The sequence below is a fragment of the Methylocaldum marinum genome (assembly GCF_003584645.1).
Lineage (GTDB): Bacteria > Pseudomonadota > Gammaproteobacteria > Methylococcales > Methylococcaceae > Methylocaldum > Methylocaldum marinum.
Genome location: NZ_AP017928.1, coordinates 2,992,444 through 3,012,035, shown reverse-complemented (window position 1 = coordinate 3,012,035; position 19,592 = coordinate 2,992,444). Strand labels below are relative to the sequence as shown.

Sequence of the window (19,592 nt, the reverse complement as noted above, 5' to 3'; positions counted from 1 at the left end):
GTATAATGGCAGCCATGAATGCCGCCGCTCTCGCCGAAGAAAATCGTACTCTAAAGGCCACCCTGGCCCAGCGCGAGGCGCGCATCGAACGGCTGGAATTCGACCTGGCGCAGCTGAAGAAGCTGCTGTTCGGCGCCCGTTCCGAGCGACTGGCGACCCTCCCCGACATCGACCAACTGCCGCTGTGGGATGAGGTGCCCGAGGACGCCCCCGTCGCCAGTCCGGTGGCGTTCAAGACGGTGGTGGTGCAATCGCCCGCCAAGAATCAACCGAAGCGCACCGCACTGCCGGCGCATCTGCCGCGAGAGATCGTGGTATTGCCGTTGTCGGCACAAGACCGGCAGTGTCCTGCCTGCGGTGAGGAACGGCCGGTGATCGGCTACGAAAGCTCCGAACGCTTGGATTACGTCCCGGCGCAACTGAAGGTCGTGGAAACGCGGCGGGAAAAGTGCGCCTGCGCGAAGTGCCAAGGGCAGTTGACCACGGTACCGGCCCCGCCGCAAATCATCGAGCAGGGCATCCCTCTGCCGGGTCTTCTGGCACATCTGCTGATGGCCAAATACGGCTATCACCTGCCGCTGTACCGCATCGAGCAAATCTTTGCCCACCAGGGTGTCCCCATTGCCCGCACCACGTTGTGCGACTGGGTCATCCAGAGCGGCTGGCAGCTGCAGCCCTTGGTCGAGCGGATGCTGGCGTTGCTCAAGCAACAGCCGGTGATCTTCTCGGACGACACCACTGTGGCGGTGCAGGACCGCGGCAAGACGCGGGAAACCCGGTTTTGGGTATACGCCGGCCACTCGCCGCCCATCGTCGTCTATGACCACACCGAAACCCGGGCGGGCAAGCATCCCAAGGCCAAACTGGAAGGCTACAGCGGCTACCTGCAGGCGGACGCCTATGCCGGTTACGACCAGATCTTCGCCGCAGGCAAGGTCCTGGAAGTGGCGTGCTGGGCGCATGCGCGCCGCAAGTTCTTCGAGATTGCCCGACAGACCGAGAACGGCAAGCGCATCAGCGCCCATGAGGCCTTGGAGTACATCGGCCGGCTCTACGCCATCGAACGGGAGGCCAAGGAACAGCAACTCGACGCCGAAGGCACCCGAAAGCTACGGCAGGAACAGGCGCGGCCGATCCTGGCCGAGTTCAAGGCCTGGCTCGAAGACCGGCTGCGCCAGCTGGCGCCCAAGACCCCCACTGCCCAGGCCATCGGCTATGCCCTCAAGAACTGGCCGGCGCTGGAGCGCTATACCGAAGACGGTCGCCTGGAGATCGACAACAACCGCAGTGAGCGGGCGATCCGCCCCCTCACCATCGGCCGCAAGAACTGGCTGTTCCTCGGCTCGCCCAAGGGCGGCCAGGTCGCCGCCACGGTGTTCAGCCTCATCCAAACCTGCAAGGAACTCGACCTCAACCCAGAGGCCTACCTGAAAGACGTCCTGACCCGTTTACCCACCACCAAGCAGAGGGAGATCGACAGCCTGCTACCCCACAACTGGAAACCAGCCAACGTATAAGGTCCTGACGGTTAACTGTTCGGCGGCATCAGGAAAAGACTGTCCTCCAGCGGACGCTTACGCTTTTTGGGCTATGTGCAAGGTTTTGCACCGTATTCCGCTTCCGCTTCCGCTTTCGGGATGTCTTTTGCCCACTCCTGGACAAACCAGATCCAGCCGGTGAGTCGGCCATCGCCTTGGTGTCGCCGTATCCCAACGGGTCGATTACCTCAACAATGCCGGTGCTTTTTGGCCAACGTCGCCGCAAACTCGACAACAGCAGCTATTGTCCGAGCACGATACTCTACTGTCGCGACACGAGAATCCATGCGACGTAACGTAAGCGGGTCGGGAATCCTTTTTGCGATGATGAAACCGGGCATGTATCAGTGAATGTCAGCGATAGCGTACAAAAAAATCCGAAAATTCGTACAGCTTGTTCGATTGTTTCCAGGAGCTTGGCTGCTAGCTTTAGATATGCGGTTAAACGTAAATCAAAGGAGAAGCAATGTTAAAGCTCAAAAAACTTCTGTTAGGCTTTATGCTTTTCAGCTCGGCTTGGGGACTATCAGCCGAAACTGTGGACATCAATTCCGCAACTGTAGAGCAGCTTAGCAAAAGCATGAATGGAATAGGCAAGTCGAAAGCGGAGGCGATCATTCAGGATCGTGAAAAAAACGGGAAATTCAAGTCGGTGGATGATTTGACGCGTGTCAAGGGAATCGGTGCTGCGACGGTCGAAAAAAATCGGGATAAGATCACGGTAGGTATGGATGCGCCGAATTCAGACCCTGTCACTAACAAGGCCAAATAGTCAATCTCGACAAATCGATTTATAAAGGCTCCTTTGCGGAGCCTTTTTTTTAAAATAGGTCGTCATGATTGGTGAGTGCCATTGAACTCAAGGCTAAAATACACTGAGGAATCGAAACAAACGAAAGTGATTTCTATGAGTTCAAATATTGTATGGCATCACGCGTCCGTAACACGCGAAAAGCGGGAGCAGCTTAACGGACATAAAAGCTTTATCTTATGGTTCACGGGCCTTTCCGGAGCCGGTAAGTCAACCTTGGCTCACCGGGTCGAAGAATTGCTTTTTGAACGAGGCTGTCGTACCTACGTGTTTGATGGCGATAATGTGCGGCACGGACTTTGCTCGGATTTAGCGTTCTCTAAACAAGATCGGCGGGAAAATATCCGCCGGATTGGCGAAATGAGTAAGCTGTTTATCGACGCAGGTGTCATTGCATTGACTGCTTTCATTTCTCCGTTTAGAAGAGACCGGCAAATGGTGAGATCACTTGTCGGCGAGGGTGATTTTATCGAAGTTTACTGCGACGCATCGGTAGAGGAATGCGAGAATCGTGACGTCAAAGGTTTGTATAAGCGCGCTCGGTTGGGCGAGATTCCTGATTTTACTGGGATTTCCTCTCCTTATGAGGCGCCTGAAAATCCCGAGATCACGTTGCATTCAGCCGTCGATTCCTTGGATGCCTGTGCTGACAGGGTACTTCGATATCTCGAGATCAAACAGAAGATTTGATTAGGTACATCTTGAATAGGTACATCAAAGAGCAAAACAGACAGATGAAAAGGATCGTAAGAAAAGCAGTTTTCCCGGTCGCGGGATTGGGAACTCGATTTTTACCGGCAACTAAAGCCAGCCCGAAAGAAATGTTGCCTATCGTAGACAAACCGCTGATCCAATATGCTGTAGAAGAGGCTGTTGCGGCCGGCATTGACGTCATGGTTTTCATAACCAGCCGGACGAAGCGGGCGATTTCGGATCATTTCGATAAGGCTTACGAACTTGAAACCGAGTTGGCTAATCGCGGGAAATCGGAGATTTTGAGGATAGTTCAAAACATCGTTCCGTCCCATGTCACCTGCGTTTATATTCGTCAGGCTGAGGCCTTAGGATTGGGGCATGCGGTTAGTTGTGCCCGGGCTGTGATCGGAGATGAACCGTTCGCGGTGTTGCTGGCTGACGACATGATTGACGACGGGCATGCCGGTTGTCTCTCTCAGATGGTTAAAGTGTTCGACGAATGGCAGTGCTCTGTACTCGGGGTTGAGCGGATCTCTCCTTCGGAAACCCAGAGCTACGGCATAGTCAAGGCTAACCTGATTCAAGACAACATTGGAAAATTGGAGCAAATCGTGGAAAAGCCGAAGCCGGAAAACGCTCCTTCAAATTTGGCGGTGGTTGGGCGGTACATTTTAACGCCTGCTATTTTTGACAAGCTCGACAACGTGGCCAAAGGTGCCGGTGGCGAAATCCAACTCACGGATGCGATCGCAATGTTGCTGCACGAAGAACCGGTGCTCGCGTATGAGTTCGAAGGGAAACGTTATGACTGCGGCTCAAAGCTGGGATATTTGATTGCGACCGTGGAACAAGGCCTGAAACATCCGGAGCTGAGTGATAGCTTCAAGGACTATTTGACTAATCTCAAGTTCTCGTAACAGCCTTTATGGCGTATCGCCGGGCGGGTTTTGATCTCCCTTCTGAAAACGGCAAGAGGGTGCCCGCCCGACGTGTCTAAGTATGTTCGTTGCCAAGGTCCGGCATTTCCAAAATCGAAGAGCGAAGCTTCTTTGCTCTGACATCGGATGGGCGTGGTACCGCCTCTCCGAGCTTTCTTATTTCACTTTCGCAGAGCCTTCCCCTCTAGGGTCGCTGGCAGCAGAAACGTTGTCGGTGGTTTGGTCCCAAAGAACTGCCTGCATGTCACCATATTGGCGATCAATGGGTCTTAGTCCATGGCCGCGCCGCGTGAGTCCGGCTTGTTCGTTTGTTGTGATGCCTCCCGGCTCATATTGGATGACGTCGGGTAGGTATTGGTGGTGAAATCGCGGGACGGATACCCAGGATTCGGGTGTACGGCCTTCAGCAAAATCCAAAACGGCCAGCAACACCATAGATATGATACGGCTTCCACCGGGAGTTCCCAGGATGCCGATTCGATACTGATCTTCGAGAAAGATCGGCGTCATACTGGACAGCATTCGTTTACCGGGGGCTATGGCGTTTGCTTTGCCGCCAACCAATCCGTAAATATTGGGTGATCCTGGATGGGTAGCGAAGTCATCCATCTCGTCGTTCAGTAATACACCGGTGCCGGCGGGCACGAATCCTGAGCCGAAAGGATAGTTAATGCTTAGGGTAGCGGCGACACGATTGCCTTCGCGGTCGAGAACCGAAAAATGAGTGGTGTTTTCGCCATCCGGTGCAGATACATTAAACTCACTCAAATACGTGCTCGGCAGCGCTCGGTTCGGGTTTATCGAGGCGCGTAAGCCGGCGGCGTAGTTGGGGCTCAGCAAACGAAGCAATGGCATGGGAACAAAATCGGAGTCGCCCAGATATCGTTCTCGGTCATGGTAAGCGCGTCGCATTGCTTCGACAATGAGATGCTTGCGGGTGATGCTGTCGACGCCGTTCAGATCGTAGCCCGACAATATGTTCAACATTTCGATCAGCCCGACGCCTCCGGCCGAAGGGGGTGGCGGTGCGGTGATACATATTCCGCGGTAATAGCCTCGAAGAGGTTCCCTCTCGACCACGCGATACTCGGAAAGGTCGCTTAAGCTCCAAATACCGCCGGCGTCACGGACGCCAGTGACGAGCTTCTTAGCGATGTTGCCGCTGTAAAATCCGGCTCTGCCCAATTCGCCCATTTGTCTGAGCGTGTTCGCAAGGTCCTTTTGCTTCAAAGGTACGCCACTTGAGGGAACCTCTCCGTCCCTTAGGAAAATGGCAGCCGCAGCCTTCGATGTGCGTAATACGTCGGCACGAAACGACAGCAATCTATGATGCCGTTTGCTTATGGGAAATCCGTTTTCGGCATGACGAATAGCCGGGGTCAAGTCCGCGGAAAGCGGTAGTCGTCCGTAATTCTCGGCAAGATGTACCAGTGCAGCGGGCAGGCCGGGAATGCCGGCCGAAAGCGCTCCGTTGATAGATTTGTCGCGAACAGGATTTCCTTTCTCATCGAGATACATGTCGGGCCGCGCTGCTAGAGGAGCCCGCTCCCGACCGTCCAGCACCACCGTTTTGCCGTCGGATGCTCGATGAAGAAGCCAAAAGCCGCCGCCGCCGAGGCCCGAGCCCGCCGGCTCTACAACAGCGAGCGCCGCGCTTATGGCTACCGCGGCATCGAAAGCGTTGCCGCCTTTTTCGAGAACTTCAAAGCCGGCCTCCGTGGCTAACGGGTGCGCGCTAGCGATAGCGGCCTGAGGCGGGGCGGCCGTTGCGAATGACGATAAAGAAACGAGGCCGAAAACAATGGCGAGCAGCTTAAACCGAAAAATGAATGCGACCAGAGGATCGGTTGGATTCCCTGCGAGGCTGAGGCGCGGCGAGCATGACGGGTACCGGCTTTTCATCACCGACCGTGGCGCTAGAAGGTAACGGTGCTCAGCTAAACTTTGAGTCCCAGTACGTCCTGCATATCGTATATTCCGGCCGGCTTGTCCATAAGCCAGGTTGCGGCGCGCATGGCTCCTTTGGCGAAAGTCATGCGGCTGGAGGCCGTGTGGATGATTTCCACACGCTCCCCTTCGTCGGCGAACATGACCGTATGCTCGCCCACGATGTCGCCGGCCCGAATTACCGAAAAGCCTATCGACTTTCGGTCGCGCTCTCCGGTATAGCCTTCTCGGCCGTACACGGCGCACTCTCGCAGATCTCGGCCGAGTGCGTCGGCTACAACCTCGCCCATGCGCAATGCCGTTCCGGAAGGGGCGTCCACTTTGTGCCGGTGATGGGCTTCAATGATCTCGATGTCGGTTTGTTCGCCGATGACTTTCGCAGCGATTTCCAGCAGTTTTAGGCAAAGGTTCACTCCGACGCTCATGTTCGGAGCCAGTATGATCGGAATCGTAGAAGCGCTCTGTTCGATAACTGCTTTCTGCTCATCACTAAAGCCGGTCGTCCCGATTACGAATCTCTTACCGTTATCTCGGCACACCACAAGGTGCTCCATGCTTGCTTCGGGTCTGGTGAAGTCGATCACGACGTCGAGATCGGAGATGGCCTGGGCCAGGTCGTCAATCACTGGAAGATTGAGCTTGAGTAGACCAGTAAGTTCACCCGCATCCTTTCCAACCGACGGGCTGCCTTTTCTCTCCACGGCCGCAGCCAAGAGCATTCCGCTGGTGCCGAGGCAGGCCCGTATCAGAGCTTGTCCCATGCGGCCGGTCGCGCCGACGATTCCGACTTTGATCATAATCGTTTTCCTGAGATGTGCCTGGGGTTTTGTTTTGTCGATCGGTTATCGTCGCAAAGTTCCGAAAATTCAGCCGCTAAAGCCCAAGCTTGTCGAAAAACTGTTTTACACCGTCAAGCCAACCATGGGCTTGGGGGCTGTGATGACTGCCGCCTCCGCTCAAGGAGTCGTCCAGCTGCTTGATCAGTTCGACCTGATCCTTGTTGAGGTGCACCGGCGTCTCGATGCGGACTCGGCAAAGCAAATCGCCCTGAGGGCCGCCACGCACCGGTTTGACCCCTTTTCCCCGGAGCCGGAACAGTTTGCCGGTCTGGGTTTCTGCGGGAATCTTGAGAACTACTTTGCCATCGAGTGTCGGAACCTCCAGTTCACCGCCCAAACATGCGGTGGGGAAGCTGATCGGAACTTCACAATAGAGATTGGCCCCATCGCGGGTAAAGATGGGGTGCTCCTTGACCGCGATCTGCACGTACAAATCACCCGGCGGCCCTCCGCTTTCCCCGGCTTCGCCTTCGCCCGCCAGACGGATTCGATCGCCGGTATCGACACCCGCAGGGATTTTGACCGAAAGGGTTTTGGTTTCCTGAACGCGCCCCTGTCCATGGCAGACCCGGCATGGGTCCTTTATCTGCTGACCCGTTCCATGACAGGTAGGACAAGTTTGTTGGACGGCGAAAAAGCCTTGCTGCATTCGAATGGCGCCGTGGCCCTGGCAGGTAGAGCAGGTCGTGGGTGCCGTACCCTTCTTGGTGCCGGTGCCATTGCATTCCTCGCAAGTGACCAGGGTAGGTACGCGAATCTTGACTTCGGTACCTGCGACGGCTTCCTCAAGGGTGATTTCCAGGTTGTAGCGAAGATCGGCCCCACGCTGCACGCGGCTGCCCCGTCTGCGGCCGGTCGCGCCTGCCCCGAAAATGTCGCCGAAGACATCACTGAAGATGTCACTAAAACTTTCACCGGTAAAGCCAAAGCCCCCGGCTGCACCCATGGATGGATCAACGCCGGCGTGGCCGAATTGATCATAAGCGGAACGCTTCTTTGGGTCGGACAGCACATCGTAGGCTTCCTTGACCTTCTTGAACTGCTCTTCCGCGGTCGGGTTGTCGCGGTTGCGATCCGGATGATATTTCATCGCTAAGCGGCGAAAGCTCTTCTTGATGTCGCTATCGCTCGCGTTGCGTGGCACGCCTAAGAGTTCGTAATAATCTTCTTTTGCCATAACATAGAGAGCCGCAGGACTCTGCCTGCGGCTGAGTTAGGAATTTGGTGCACTGGATGCAACAAACTTGCCTGAAAAATTCAAGCGTTGAACTCTAGCCATCGGTATCTCCTCATCCGAAATTTCGGTTCCCGTAAACATGGCGTTACGGGCGAGGATAAGTTGGCCTCCGGTTCCCGCCGATCTGCACTTGACCTCTCGTGCAATATCAAGCTCAGGAACGCTTTGTTTATTTCCGATCCTCTTTCACTTCCTCGAATTCGGCATCGACCACCTCTTCGCCGGATTTCGCTTCCGCACTTGGTTCGGCCTCAGCGCCTGGCGCACCGCCTGTCTCGCTCTTCTGAGCATATAAGCGCTCCGCCAGTTTACCCGAAAGCTCGGTTAGATGTTCAGTCTTTCGCTGAATTTCCGCCATGTCATCGCCGTTCATGGCAGTTTTCAATTCGCTGATAGCACTTTCGATTTTGCTACGCTCGTCGCTTTCCACTTTATCGCCAAGTTCATGCAGAGTCTTGTTCGTTGCATGGATCATGGCGTCTGCGTTATTGCGCGTACTAACCAGTTCGTGCAGCTTCTTGTCTTCTTCGGCATGCAGTTCAGCATCCTTGACCATACGCTTGATCTCGTCCTCGGTCAGTCCGCTGGAGGCCGTGATACGGATTGATTGCTGCTTGCCGGTTGCTTTATCCGTAGCCGACACGTGCAGTATGCCGTTGGCATCGATATCGAAGGTGACTTCGATTTGCGGTATGCCGCGCGGGGCCGGCGGGATATCGGTCAGATCGAACTTGCCGAGGGACTTGTTGTCCTTCGCCATTTCGCGTTCGCCCTGAAGGACGTGAATCGTAACCGCGGTTTGATTGTCCTCTGCCGTCGAGAAAACTTGACCGGTCTTGGTCGGGATCGTGGTGTTCTTCTCGATCAGCTTTGTCATGACGCCGCCCAGGGTTTCGATACCCAAGGACAACGGGGTAACGTCCAAGAGCAGAACATCCTTGACCTGTCCACCCAGTACGCCGCCTTGAATCGCCGCCCCAAGTGCCACCGCCTCATCCGGATTGACGTCCTTGCGCGGTTCTTTGCCGAAGATGTCTTTCACGAAATCCTGAACCTTCGGCATGCGCGTCTGCCCGCCGACTAGGATGACTTCGTTAATCTCACTGGGCTTGAGGCCGGCATCCTTGAGCGCCGTTTCGCACGGTCCTTTGGTCTTCAGGATCAAATCCTCGACCAAGGATTCGAGTTTGGCCCGGGTAAGCTTCATATTGAGATGCTTGGGGCCGCTGGCATCAGCTGTGACATAGGGCAGATTGATATCGGTCTGCTGGCTTGAGGAAAGTTCGATCTTCGCTTTTTCCGCGGCTTCTTTCAGGCGCTGCAGAGCCAATGGGTCGCTGTGCAAGTCGATGCCGTTTTCCTTTTTGAACTCCTCACAGATGTAATCGATGATGCGGAGGTCGAAGTCTTCGCCGCCCAGATGCGTGTCGCCGTTGGTGGAAAGCACTTCGAACTGATGCTCCCCGTCGACTTCGGCAATCTCGATGATGGAAATATCGAATGTACCGCCGCCGAGGTCGTAGACGGCAACTTTGATGTCTCCGTGCTCTCTGTCCAAACCAAAGGCCATGGCAGCGGCGGTCGGCTCGTTGATGATACGCTTGACATCAAGGCCGGCAATCCGGCCGGCGTCTTTCGTTGCCTGCCGTTGCGAGTCGTTAAAGTATGCCGGTACGGTGATGACCGCTTCTTTAACCTCTTCGCCGAGAAACGCTTCAGCGTCCTTTTTCAGTTTCATCAATACGCGTGCCGAAATCTCGGGCGGCGCCATTTTTTTTCCGTTAACCTCGACCCAGGCGTCGCCGTTGTCGGCCTCGACGATCTTATAGGGTACGAGATGGATGTCCTTCTGTACCACGGAATCCTTGAAACGGCGCCCAATGAGGCGTTTGATGGCGTACAGAGTGTTCTTGGGATTGGTGATCGCCTGCCGCTTAGCCGACTGGCCGGCCAGTACCTCATTATCGGCGGTAAAGGCCACGACGGAGGGGGTAGTGCGTGCGCCTTCGGAATTCTCGATGACGCGTGGTTTGCCCCCTTCGAGAATGGCCACACAGGAGTTGGTGGTGCCCAAATCGATGCCAATAATCTTCGCCATTTAATTCTCCAAATTTATCAACAGCTTGTGAGTTTTGTGTGCGTGTAGCGTTAATATGGGGGCGCAGGGACTGATTTCAAGCTTGCTCGTCAATACGAGTAGATTCCGAGGCGGACTGTGCTACCACGACCATTGCCGGGCGTAGCAGGCGATCATGGAGGACATATCCTTTCTGGAATACTTTTATCACCGTGTTAGGTTCGGTGTCGGGAGCGGGCTGCATTGCCATGGCCTGATGTAAGCTGGGGTTGAATTTTTCGCCTATGGGATCCACTGCCCGGACACTGAATTTTTCCAGTACGGAATTGAGTTGCTTTAACGTGAGATCCATTCCTTCCCGGAGTTTTTCCACATCCGAGGTCTCTCCAACGGCTGCTTGCAGTCCGAGTTCGAGGCTGTCGACCACGCTCAATAATTCTTTCGAAAACTTCTCCAGGGCATATTTATTGGCATTGTGCAGCTCTTTTTCCGAACGCCGCCGCAAATTCTCCAACTCGGCCTGGGTGCGAACGAACTTGTCCCAGTTTTCCTCCGCTCGGCGGGTTGCTTCGGTCAATTGTTGGGTGAGCTGTTCGATCGGCGTCGGTTCGAGAACGCCCTCTTCGGTTTCGATTGCCGTGTCGACAGAAGCGGCTTGTTCCGCTTGATCTGGCGCCTTTGGCGCCGATTCCGGAAAAGCCTGGTCTTCTTTGCTCATATAACATGCTCCTTAAAAGAAAAATGACGACTCTGTACGCCTAAACTCACGTACAGGCCGGCGATTTCTACCAGATTATGAATTAAGATGGGGGCAGCGATTTATGATTCAAGGCGGCCCCCAATAATTTTGCCGTGACGTCAACCAGAGGGATGACTCGCTCATAAGCCATGCGGGTAGGGCCAATCACCCCGAGTACGCCTACCGCTTCGCCATCGGCGGAGTAGGACGCCGTTACCAGGCTGCATTGATCCAGCGCGCGATAACCCGATTCCTCGCCGATAAAGATCTTGATGCCGGGAGTTTCCAGGCAGCGGTCGAGCAGATGGACCAAATCTTCCTTTTGATGAAAGGCTTCGAACAGGGAACGGAGCCGCTCCATATCGGCCAGGTCCGCGAAATCCATTAGATTGATTTCGCCCGTGAGAACAAACGGCTTCCGGCGCTTTCCGCTATCCTTAAATGCCAAGTCTGCGATTTCAGCAGCATCTATGATTTCTTGGCTCAAACGATCCCGCATCTCCTGCAAATCGTTGGACAGGCTCTCCCGGATGGCGCTTAAGTCCTTGCCCGCGTAGGTTGAGTTCAGGAAATTCGCTGCCACCTGCAAATCGGCCGGGGAGAACTGGCGAGGCGCATGGATGATCTTGTTGTGGACTTCCTGAGCATTGGTTACCAGGATGACGAGTAGGCGTTGATCGGATAGCGGGACGAATTCGATGTGCCTGAAAGCGATAATTTCACGGCGCGGCAACATGACGAGTCCCGCCATATGGGTTATTTCCGACAGGGCCCGGGATGCGGCTTCGAGCAGGTCGTCGGGATCTTCCTGGGTATTCAGGTCCTGGTAAAGCTGCATGATGATATCATGCTGTAAGGGTTTGATCGTCAGCAAGCTATCGATGAAAAAACGGTAACCCGTAACGGTCGGCATGCGCCCGGCGGATGTATGCGGCGAAGTAATCAGCCCGATGTCTTCAAGATCCGCCATGATGTTGCGGATCGTTGCAGGGCTTAAATTTAGGCCGGTATCACGCGCCAAGGCTCGTGAGCCGACCGGCTGACCTTCTCCGATATAGCGCTCAACCAGCACTTTAAGCAAGTATTGGGCACGCTCGCTCAGTTGGGGATATTTAGGCACCGGTATCCTCGAATGGTGGGAGTGTTAGCACTCGAGGCGATCGAGTGCTAAAAAATTAGCAACCCCTAGATAAAGTGTCAAGAAGCTCATACCATATCGGGCAGAACGGGCTCTGATGCGGTGTAGGTCTTTAACAACCGCTTGGCGAACGGTTCCCTATCCAAGGAGAGATCCATGCAAGGCGACTCAACCGTTATCGAGTATCTTAATCGAGTGTTGGGCAACGAATTGGTCGGCATCAACCAGTATTTTCTTCACGCGAGAATGTACAAAGATTGCGGTTTGGGAAGGCTGGATAAGCATGAGCATGAGGAGTCTATCGCTAAGATGAATCGCGCTGACAAGCTGGTCGAACGCATTCTGTTTCTCCGGGGTCTTCCGAAGCTGCAGGATTTGGGCCATTTGAAGATCGGAGAAAAGCCGGAAGAGATGCTAGGCTGCGATCTTCAATTGGAACTTCAAGGAACGGCTTTGTTGCGAGAAGCGCTCGAATTTTGTGAAAAGGCTGGGGATTACGTATCGCGTGATCTCTTGGAAGAAATTCTCGAGAACGAGGAAGAACAGGTCGATTGGTTTGAAACGGAGGCGGGATTGATCCAGAAAGTCGGTCTGCGGAATTATTTACAATCTCAGACCTAAGCTGCGATATCGGCTTACCCGCTTGCAAATTCGCCGGAGACTGGCGGCTTCAAAAATCTATGTCATCCATTTTCCGGAATGTAGCCTTAATCGGGAAGTTAGATGCGCCGCGTATTGCGGAAACTCTTTCCGCCATTTACCGGCATCTCACCTCGAGAGGGGTGCGTGTCTTGGTGGAAAGGGAGTGCGCTCGTTTCCTGGCTGATTTTTCGCCCGAAACGTGTTCCGTTAGCGAAATGGGGAGCTGTTGCGATCTCGCGATCGTGGTGGGCGGCGATGGGACGCTTCTGTCCGCCGCGCGACTTTTAGTGCCGTTTGAGATTCCATTGATCGGGGTGAACTTGGGGCGATTGGGGTTTCTTGTCGACATTTCGCCTTCGGATGCCGGCGCGAAGCTCGATGAAATTCTCGATGGGCGGTACAGCGCCGATGATCGCATTCTGTTGCGTGCGAAGATTCTCCGCAATAATCGCGTGATCTATGAGCAGACTGCGGTTAACGAAGTGGTCGTACACAGCGGGAACGCCGCGAGCATGATCGAGATCGAAACGTCAATCAACGGGGTTTTCCTGAACTCGCAACGTTCCGATGGGCTCATTGCATCAACTCCTACGGGTTCTACGGCGTACGCTTTGTCTGCCGGGGGACCAATTCTTTATCCGACACTCAAGGCTATTGTGTTGGCGCCTATCAATCCCCACACGTTGACCAACCGTCCGATCGTGGTGGACGACGATAGCGTGATCGAAATTGCTTTCAGGCCCAGCAAACAGTTCAAAGCTCAGGTCGTTTGCGACAATGTCTCGAAACCCGATGTCGAAAAAGATGATCGCATCGAAATTCGAAGGGAATTTAAAACTTTTCGCATTCTTCATCCGCTCGATTACGATTTTTTCGAAATTCTTAGAGCGAAGCTCAACTGGAGCTCCGGTTATCGAAGCTGATTATGCTTGCCCATCTCAGCATCAGAGATTTGGCTGTCGTTCGATCGCTGAACTTGGAGTTCGAACGCGGATTGACCGTGCTGACCGGTGAAACCGGTGCGGGAAAATCGATATTGCTGACTGCCTTGGGATTGGCTTTGGGTGATCGTGCGGATTCCGGTTTCATACGTCCGGGATCCTCCCGTGCGGAGATCAGCGTTTCCTTCGACTTGGAGGATGCGGTTGATGCGTTTCGCTGGCTCGAAGAAAACGAATTGCTAGAACAAGACGGTGAGTGTCTGGTGCGGCGAGTGATCGGCCGGGACGGCCGATCGAAGGCTTTCGTCAACGGTCGGCCGGTAACATTGCAGGCCTTGCAGGAATTGGGTTCCCGCTTAGTCGAAATCCATGGTCAGCATGCCCACGTACATCTTCTGAGAGAGACAGAGCAGCGTCGGATACTGGATGAAGCTGCGGGCAATGAATCGCTGTTGGAGCAGACAGGCGCTCTATACGAGCGTTGGCGCAGTATACGGCTCGAGTTGGACACTCTTATCGATAAAGCTAAGGATCAGGCTGCTCGTGAGGAGCTTTTACGCTACCAAATTGAAGAGCTGGAGCAACAGGATATTTCTGAGCTCGATTATTCGGCTCTGGCTGAAGAGCATACGCTCCTGGCTAATGTCGGCAAAATTCTCACAACCGCACAAACACAGTTCGAGCTACTCTACGAAGATGAGAGTCACTCGGTCAATGCACGCCTCGCACAAGCTATCCATGTCTTATCGGATTTGATTCGGCTGGCTCCGGAGTTGGAGGAAACGACCACTCTGCTGGGCGAAGCGCAGGTACAAGTCAAAGAAGGGGCATTGCTGCTTCGGCGCCAGTTGGAGCGGATCGAGGCCGATCCTGGTCGGTTGGACTGGCTTGACCGGCGTCTCGGTGATATCCATCGGTTAGCCCGCAAACATCAGGTCGGACCGAATGAATTGCCTGGACTGCTTGAATCGCTGCGTTCGGAACTGAGCAGTATAGCGCGGGGGACGGAAAAAATCGAAGTCCTGCAAGTTGAGCTTCAGCAGGTTCTTGCGGATTACGAGAAGGTTGCCGATAAGTTGTCCCAGCGGCGAAAAGCGGCTGCCAGCAAGTTACAAGCGCGGATCTCTGAAATGATTCTGGAACTCGGCATGCCTCAGGGGCGGTTCCTGGTGGAAGTTCGTACTGAACAAGGGAAAGAGCCGGCTCCTTTTGGCAGGGACCAGGTCGAGTTCTTGGTAAGTGCCAATCCCGGGTTGCCGCCGCGTTCTTTGGCTAAAGTTGCATCTGGCGGCGAGTTGTCGCGCATCAGTTTAGCCATTCAGGTGGCGGCTATCGATTCGAAGACCGTTTCGAGCTTGATCTTCGACGAGGTAGATACGGGAATCGGAGGTCGAGTGGCGGAAATCGTCGGTCAAAAACTACGCGCGTTGGGGCGGGGGAGGCAAGTATTCTGTGTAACTCACCTTCCTCAGGTTGCTGCTCAAGGCCATTGCCATTTGCTCGTGGAAAAAATTAGCACCGATGGCGTTACGCAGTCGAGTGTCAGAAAGCTGTCCCGTGATGAGAGGAAACTTGAAATCGCGCGCATGCTGGGGGGAATCCGCGTTACTCAGCAAACCTTGGCCCATGCTGAGGAGATGTTGAACACCCACTTCCAAAGCGAGTTGGAGGTGTGACCGTACGCTCGAAAACTGTCCATCGTCCGAAACTGACGGAGTGCCGGTAGGCCTGCAATGATTCTCCGATTAAGTTAGGTTGAAGCCGACCAAAGGGAGATCGGGCGGCTACACCGCCCGATCGATGTCGGAATTACTCCGTACCTTTTTCGATGCTTGGCTTATCCGGTACGACGATGGTAGCAGAGTCCGGGCTTTCCTCGGTGGGTCCGTTGTCAGCAGCGGTATGCTCCGGGTCGGCTGTCGAAGCCGCTTCGCTAATCTCGTGACACTCTTCTTGGCTGGCGTCTTCTTGCCCTTCGCCGAACTCAACCCGCCGGGAGGAAAATCTCTTATCGCGCCTGCCGCGGCCGCGACGTTTAGCCAGGGAGCGACGGGGTGACTTGGGAGTCTCAATAGTCGAATCTTCTCTTTCGGCTTCCGTTTCCTCCTCTTCATCGGAAGATGAATCGAGCTCGAATGATTCTACGGACGGCAGGTTGGTCGAAATTGTACTTTCTCGCCCCAGGCGAGTTTCCTGCATCGACTCCGGTTTCGGCAGATAGATCATAGGAGCTTCGGGTTTATCCTCCTGTTCTTGTGACACGCTGGCCGGTTCGGTTTCGGTTTGAGCCTCGCTTTCAGAAACTAGAGCCGACATTATTGCCTGAGTTGGTTCGTTATCGGCAGGTTCATAACTCGGCGTCGGACTTTCCTGCATCACGAAATCGACGATTCCCGCTTTTTCCTGGGCACTGTCTCTCGATGGAGTTTGCTGAGTGCCTCGCGCCGGGCCGGATTCGCTCCGTCTCGATCGCCTCCGGCGCGACCCCCCGCGTCTTGACTGATCTCTGGTCCGCCGGTCACCATTGCCAAAATCCTGTTTTTCTGGAACTGAGGTTCGGACTTCGGTTTCGTGGGCTTCTGGCATTTCACCGCCCGTAGGGAATTGGCGTTGTTTGAATTCGGCAATTCGATGGGGGCGCTGCTGAGTGGCTTGGGAGAGTATTGGTTGGGGCTTTTCGTTGGCCGATTCCGTTTCGTCTTCAAGCCGACCTCCGGTTAAGATTGACCAGAATCGCTTTATAAAGCCTCCTGCGGCCTGTTTGCCCGTACCGGTGATTGGAAGTGGGTGGCTGGGAAGGAATTCTTTTACGGCCGGTTCGGTGCTGATTGACGCGGCATCTCTAGTGAATTTCGGGAAATCGGATTCCTCCGACCTAAGTAATTGATAGCTCGGCTTTCGCTCCCCCTCCTCCTCCGCTCCGCTGCTCCGTATCCGCTGGATTTCATAGGCGGGCGTTTCCAAGTGCTTGCTTGGTACGATGATAACGATAACCTGGTGGCGTTTTTCGATGTCAGCGATGGCAGACCGCTTTTCATTCAGAAGGTACGTCGCCGAATCGATGGGCAGATGAGCGACAACTTTTTCGGTATTTTTTTTCATCGCCTCTTCCTCAATGATGCGCAATACCGACAGTGCCAGTGACTGTACGCTACGCACGGAGCCTTGCCCGTTGCATCGTGGGCAAGTGAGCAAGCTCGATTCGCCAAGCGAAGGCCGAAGACGCTGTCGTGACATTTCCAGCAATCCGAAGCGCGAAATTCGGCCGATCTGTATCCTAGCCCTATCCGCTTTAATGGCGTCGCGTAGTCGATTTTCGACTGCTCGCTGGTTCCGTGCGGTCATCATGTCTATGAAGTCGATCACGAATAAGCCACCCAAATCCCGCATCCTAAGCTGGCGCGCAATTTCGTCGGCCGCTTCCAGATTTGTATTCAGGGCGGTTTCTTCAATATCGCCGCCTTTTGTCGCCCTCGCGGAGTTGATGTCGATCGCCGTGAGAGCTTCGCTGTGATCAATCACTATGGCTCCGCCAGACGGTAATGGGACCTCGCGGCTATAGGCCGTTTCGATCTGGCTCTCGATCTGATAACGACTGAATAGCGGCACTGTATCCTGATAATGCTTGGCCTTTTGAATAAACTGAGGCATGACCTGCTGCAAAAAGCTGCGCACCAGCTTGAACGTGCCGACGTCATCGATCAATATCTCGTCGATATCGCCGCGGAGATGATCTCTTAACGCGCGAATGATTACGTTGCTTTCCTGAAAGATAAGGAAAGGGGCGGGTTTTTCCTTGGCCGAACGATCAATCGCCTCCCACAGCTGTAAGAGGTAATTGAGGTCCCACTGTAGTTCCTCGGCTGATTTGCCGCCTCCGGCGGTTCTCACGATGAGCCCCATACCTTCGGGGATTTCAAGTTGACTCATTACCTCGCGCATGTCGGAGCGAATATCGCCTTCGATACGTCGAGAAATGCCGCCGGCGCGCGGGTTGTTAGGCATCAGCACCAGGTAACTGCCGGCCAGGCTGATATAGGTTGTTAGCGCCGCACCTTTACTACCGCGCTCCTCCTTTTCCACCTGGATAATGACTTCCTGTCCCTCTTTGATTAAGTCCTTGATATCGCGGCGGGAAAATTCCTCATCGAGAGGTTGTCCGAAATAGTTCGGCGTAATCTCCTTGAATGGCAAGAAGCCGTGACGTTCAGCGCCATAGTTTACGAAAGCAGCTTCTAGGCTGGGTTCTATGCGGGTGATAATACCCTTGTAGATGTTGGCTTTTTTCTGTTCTTTGGATGGGATTTCTATGTCAAAGTCGTAAAGCTTTTGTCCGTCCACCAGCGCAACCCGAAGTTCTTCGGGCTGAGTGGCGTTGATCAACATTCTTCTCATTCGGCTGGTCCTTTAGCGGTTCCCCGAAGAAGCGGGCAAGCGGTTTCATGCAGCCAATTTTCTTATCAATCAAAACGTTCTCTTAATTGATGTAAATGCGCCTAGTGCGCTGAAAACCGAATCTTGACGTTGCGCGGCATGCCCAACCTCAATTGGAGGAAGGGGCTTCCATTCTTCAGGTAGCGCGATACTCGCTCGTCATGGGTCGAGCGAAAAAACCCTGCTGTTGTCGTTTTTGCCGGCCAAATTTCCCTGTGTGGTACTCCGCGGCCCTTTAACTCGTTAAACAAGATGTTCTGTCTATCGCCAAAAATTGGTCCGTTCGGCAAGCGGCTGGAGGTCGAATCGTGCATATACCGAGGAAGATCGCCAGTAAGCTGACATGGGAGTGGTCAAGCTTTGCTGTTTCGAAAATCGAGTTCTATCTCGCCGTTCATGCTCGACGACCTCCTCACTCAACCGTAAAAATCAATATTTCCCGTCCCGTGCAAGCTGACCCCGAAAAAGATCGCTTTATAGGCATATTTTTCGACCTTACTGGAACAGACTGATCGACTGCTTCCGGGGTTTTACGCGGCCGGAGAGGGGCCGGATCGTTTGGCGTTCGGTTGTGGGCAACCGTACGCTAACTATAACAATCTTAAGGAGAGTCATCAATTTAGCCGGTCAAAGCTGATATCATGTTGTCATGAAACAAGGCGCGAGCAACATTGCCGTTAAATTGATAGAAGTGGATGACGAGAGCGCGGGGCAGCGCATTGATAACTTTCTGTTCACGCGCCTTAAAGGAGTGCCTAAAAGCCACATCTATCGAATTCTGCGTACCGGCGAAGTCCGTCGTAATGGAGGGCGAATTCAAGCCCGGGATCGGCTGGATTCGGGAGATTTGATTCGAATTCCTCCAATTAGGTCAACGGTTCACGAGCTTGACGGCATACCTGAAGCATTTGTGCGGGCGCGTTTGGAATCTCGGATTCTGTACGAAGATAGTGAGCTCTTGGTGCTTAATAAGCCCGCAGGGATGGCGGTGCATGGCGGTAGCGGTATAAGTTTCGGAGTGATCGAAGGGTTAAGGGAGATTCGTTCCGAAGCAAGGTTCTTGGAGCTTGTGCATCGTCTGGATCGGGATACCTCGGGATGTTTGCTAATAGCCAAGAAACGTAGTGCCCTCCGAACTCTGCACGAGCAATTTCGTAATGACAATGTAAAAAAAGTCTATCTGGCTTTGCTCGCCGGGACGTGGGCTAGAACGCGGTGTATAGTGGATGCTCCGCTCAAAAGGAGCGTGCTTCAGGGTGGTGAAAGAATTGTCAAGGTGGCACGAGAGGGGAAGCCGGCGGTTACCGAATTCAGAAGATTGGAGTGCTATGTAGGCTCCACGTTGGTTGAGGCTCGTCCGGTCACTGGACGAACACATCAAATTCGCGTTCATGCACAATCTATGGGGCATCCCATAGTCGGCGACGATCGATATGGCGATGAAAAGGTCAATCGGGAATCTCGTCGACTTGGTTTGAAGCGTCTTTTTCTTCATGCGTTGGAGACTGTTTTTCTCCATCCGCGTACGGGGGAAGTGTTAAGGGTAAAAGCTCCCATTGATCAGGACCTTTCTCAATTCCTCAAAACTTCGCTGCCGTGAGGAATCGATTCGATC

General features: G+C 54.1%; 15 protein-coding genes. 8 read left to right on the top strand and 7 right to left on the bottom strand.

The genetic code is table 11. The features are described from left to right. Nucleotides 1–5: 5 nt before the first annotated feature. From tnpC to galU, 4 genes are all read left to right on the top strand, one after another. The gene (tnpC, locus tag sS8_RS13290; protein WP_119627853.1) at nucleotides 6–1,517 is read left to right on the top strand and encodes an IS66 family transposase; all 1,512 of its coding nucleotides are present in this window, start codon (nucleotides 6–8) and stop codon (nucleotides 1,515–1,517) included. A 487-nt stretch (nucleotides 1,518–2,004) separates the two neighbouring features. After that, on the top strand, nucleotides 2,005–2,310 hold the full coding sequence (locus sS8_RS13285; RefSeq protein ID WP_119630056.1) for a ComEA family DNA-binding protein: 306 nt from the start codon (nucleotides 2,005–2,007) through the stop codon (nucleotides 2,308–2,310). A gap of 135 nt (nucleotides 2,311–2,445) precedes the next feature. After that, complete coding sequence (gene cysC, locus sS8_RS13280; RefSeq protein ID WP_119630055.1) at nucleotides 2,446–3,039, top strand: adenylyl-sulfate kinase; 594 nt, start codon at nucleotides 2,446–2,448, stop codon at nucleotides 3,037–3,039. Nucleotides 3,040–3,083: 44 nt separating this feature from the next. Further along, nucleotides 3,084–3,962: a UTP--glucose-1-phosphate uridylyltransferase GalU gene (galU, locus tag sS8_RS13275; RefSeq protein WP_119632770.1), complete on the top strand. Its 879-nt coding sequence runs from the start codon at nucleotides 3,084–3,086 to the stop codon at nucleotides 3,960–3,962. A 177-nt stretch (nucleotides 3,963–4,139) separates the two neighbouring features. Here the strand turns inward: galU and ggt are convergent, their stop codons facing one another. From ggt to hrcA, 6 genes are all read right to left on the bottom strand, one after another. Continuing rightward, entirely contained in the window at nucleotides 4,140–5,885 is a 1,746-nt protein-coding gene (gene ggt, locus sS8_RS13270) for a gamma-glutamyltransferase (RefSeq protein ID WP_119630054.1), read from the bottom strand. A gap of 35 nt (nucleotides 5,886–5,920) precedes the next feature. Further along, complete coding sequence (dapB, locus tag sS8_RS13265; protein WP_119630053.1) at nucleotides 5,921–6,727, bottom strand: 4-hydroxy-tetrahydrodipicolinate reductase; 807 nt, start codon at nucleotides 6,725–6,727, stop codon at nucleotides 5,921–5,923. A gap of 76 nt (nucleotides 6,728–6,803) precedes the next feature. Continuing rightward, nucleotides 6,804–7,946 carry a molecular chaperone DnaJ gene (dnaJ, locus tag sS8_RS13260; RefSeq protein ID WP_119630052.1) on the bottom strand — a complete coding sequence of 381 codons (1,143 nt, stop codon included), beginning with the start codon at nucleotides 7,944–7,946 and terminating at the stop codon, nucleotides 6,804–6,806. A gap of 229 nt (nucleotides 7,947–8,175) precedes the next feature. Continuing rightward, the gene (gene dnaK, locus sS8_RS13255; protein WP_119630051.1) at nucleotides 8,176–10,104 is read right to left on the bottom strand and encodes a molecular chaperone DnaK; all 1,929 of its coding nucleotides are present in this window, start codon (nucleotides 10,102–10,104) and stop codon (nucleotides 8,176–8,178) included. A 76-nt stretch (nucleotides 10,105–10,180) separates the two neighbouring features. Beyond that, the gene (gene grpE / locus sS8_RS13250; protein WP_119630050.1) at nucleotides 10,181–10,801 is read right to left on the bottom strand and encodes a nucleotide exchange factor GrpE; all 621 of its coding nucleotides are present in this window, start codon (nucleotides 10,799–10,801) and stop codon (nucleotides 10,181–10,183) included. A gap of 82 nt (nucleotides 10,802–10,883) precedes the next feature. Then, the gene (hrcA, locus tag sS8_RS13245) at nucleotides 10,884–11,942 is read right to left on the bottom strand and encodes a heat-inducible transcriptional repressor HrcA (RefSeq protein WP_119630049.1); all 1,059 of its coding nucleotides are present in this window, start codon (nucleotides 11,940–11,942) and stop codon (nucleotides 10,884–10,886) included. Nucleotides 11,943–12,116: 174 nt separating this feature from the next. On the opposite strand from hrcA, the gene bfr reads away from it, so the two are divergent. Genes bfr through recN form a run of 3 tightly spaced genes read left to right on the top strand, consistent with a single transcriptional unit; the run spans nucleotide 12,117 to nucleotide 15,219 of the window. Beyond that, nucleotides 12,117–12,581 (top strand): bacterioferritin, encoded by a 465-nt coding sequence (gene bfr, locus sS8_RS13240; RefSeq protein ID WP_119630048.1) that lies wholly within the window; start codon nucleotides 12,117–12,119, stop codon nucleotides 12,579–12,581. A gap of 59 nt (nucleotides 12,582–12,640) precedes the next feature. Next, nucleotides 12,641–13,525 carry an NAD(+) kinase gene (locus sS8_RS13235; RefSeq protein WP_119630047.1) on the top strand — a complete coding sequence of 295 codons (885 nt, stop codon included), beginning with the start codon at nucleotides 12,641–12,643 and terminating at the stop codon, nucleotides 13,523–13,525. A gap of 2 nt (nucleotides 13,526–13,527) precedes the next feature. After that, nucleotides 13,528–15,219: a DNA repair protein RecN gene (gene recN / locus sS8_RS13230; protein WP_119630046.1), complete on the top strand. Its 1,692-nt coding sequence runs from the start codon at nucleotides 13,528–13,530 to the stop codon at nucleotides 15,217–15,219. A 133-nt stretch (nucleotides 15,220–15,352) separates the two neighbouring features. Here the strand turns inward: recN and sS8_RS13225 are convergent, their stop codons facing one another. After that, the gene (locus sS8_RS13225) at nucleotides 15,353–17,938 is read right to left on the bottom strand and encodes an Rne/Rng family ribonuclease (RefSeq protein WP_119630045.1); all 2,586 of its coding nucleotides are present in this window, start codon (nucleotides 17,936–17,938) and stop codon (nucleotides 15,353–15,355) included. A 688-nt stretch (nucleotides 17,939–18,626) separates the two neighbouring features. Between sS8_RS13225 and rluC the strand changes: the two genes are divergently transcribed. Then, entirely contained in the window at nucleotides 18,627–19,577 is a 951-nt protein-coding gene (rluC, locus tag sS8_RS13220) for a 23S rRNA pseudouridine(955/2504/2580) synthase RluC (protein ID WP_119630044.1), read from the top strand. Nucleotides 19,578–19,592: the final 15 nt, after the last annotated feature.

What these genes read in the sequence shown, in the direction of transcription:
- tnpC (WP_119627853.1), top strand. Translation starts at nt 6, where the DNA reads ATGGCAGCCATGAATGCCGCCGCTCTCGCCGAAGAAAATCGTACTCTA.
- sS8_RS13285 (WP_119630056.1), top strand. Translation starts at nt 2,005, where the DNA reads ATGTTAAAGCTCAAAAAACTTCTGTTAGGCTTTATGCTTTTCAGCTCG.
- cysC (WP_119630055.1), top strand. Translation starts at nt 2,446, where the DNA reads ATGAGTTCAAATATTGTATGGCATCACGCGTCCGTAACACGCGAAAAG.
- galU (WP_119632770.1), top strand. Translation starts at nt 3,084, where the DNA reads ATGAAAAGGATCGTAAGAAAAGCAGTTTTCCCGGTCGCGGGATTGGGA.
- ggt (WP_119630054.1), bottom strand. Translation starts at nt 5,885, where the DNA reads ATGAAAAGCCGGTACCCGTCATGCTCGCCGCGCCTCAGCCTCGCAGGG.
- dapB (WP_119630053.1), bottom strand. Translation starts at nt 6,727, where the DNA reads ATGATCAAAGTCGGAATCGTCGGCGCGACCGGCCGCATGGGACAAGCT.
- dnaJ (WP_119630052.1), bottom strand. Translation starts at nt 7,946, where the DNA reads ATGGCAAAAGAAGATTATTACGAACTCTTAGGCGTGCCACGCAACGCG.
- dnaK (WP_119630051.1), bottom strand. Translation starts at nt 10,104, where the DNA reads ATGGCGAAGATTATTGGCATCGATTTGGGCACCACCAACTCCTGTGTG.
- grpE (WP_119630050.1), bottom strand. Translation starts at nt 10,801, where the DNA reads ATGAGCAAAGAAGACCAGGCTTTTCCGGAATCGGCGCCAAAGGCGCCA.
- bfr (WP_119630048.1), top strand. Translation starts at nt 12,117, where the DNA reads ATGCAAGGCGACTCAACCGTTATCGAGTATCTTAATCGAGTGTTGGGC.
- sS8_RS13235 (WP_119630047.1), top strand. Translation starts at nt 12,641, where the DNA reads ATGTCATCCATTTTCCGGAATGTAGCCTTAATCGGGAAGTTAGATGCG.
- recN (WP_119630046.1), top strand. Translation starts at nt 13,528, where the DNA reads ATGCTTGCCCATCTCAGCATCAGAGATTTGGCTGTCGTTCGATCGCTG.
- sS8_RS13225 (WP_119630045.1), bottom strand. Translation starts at nt 17,938, where the DNA reads ATGAGAAGAATGTTGATCAACGCCACTCAGCCCGAAGAACTTCGGGTT.
- rluC (WP_119630044.1), top strand. Translation starts at nt 18,627, where the DNA reads ATGAAACAAGGCGCGAGCAACATTGCCGTTAAATTGATAGAAGTGGAT.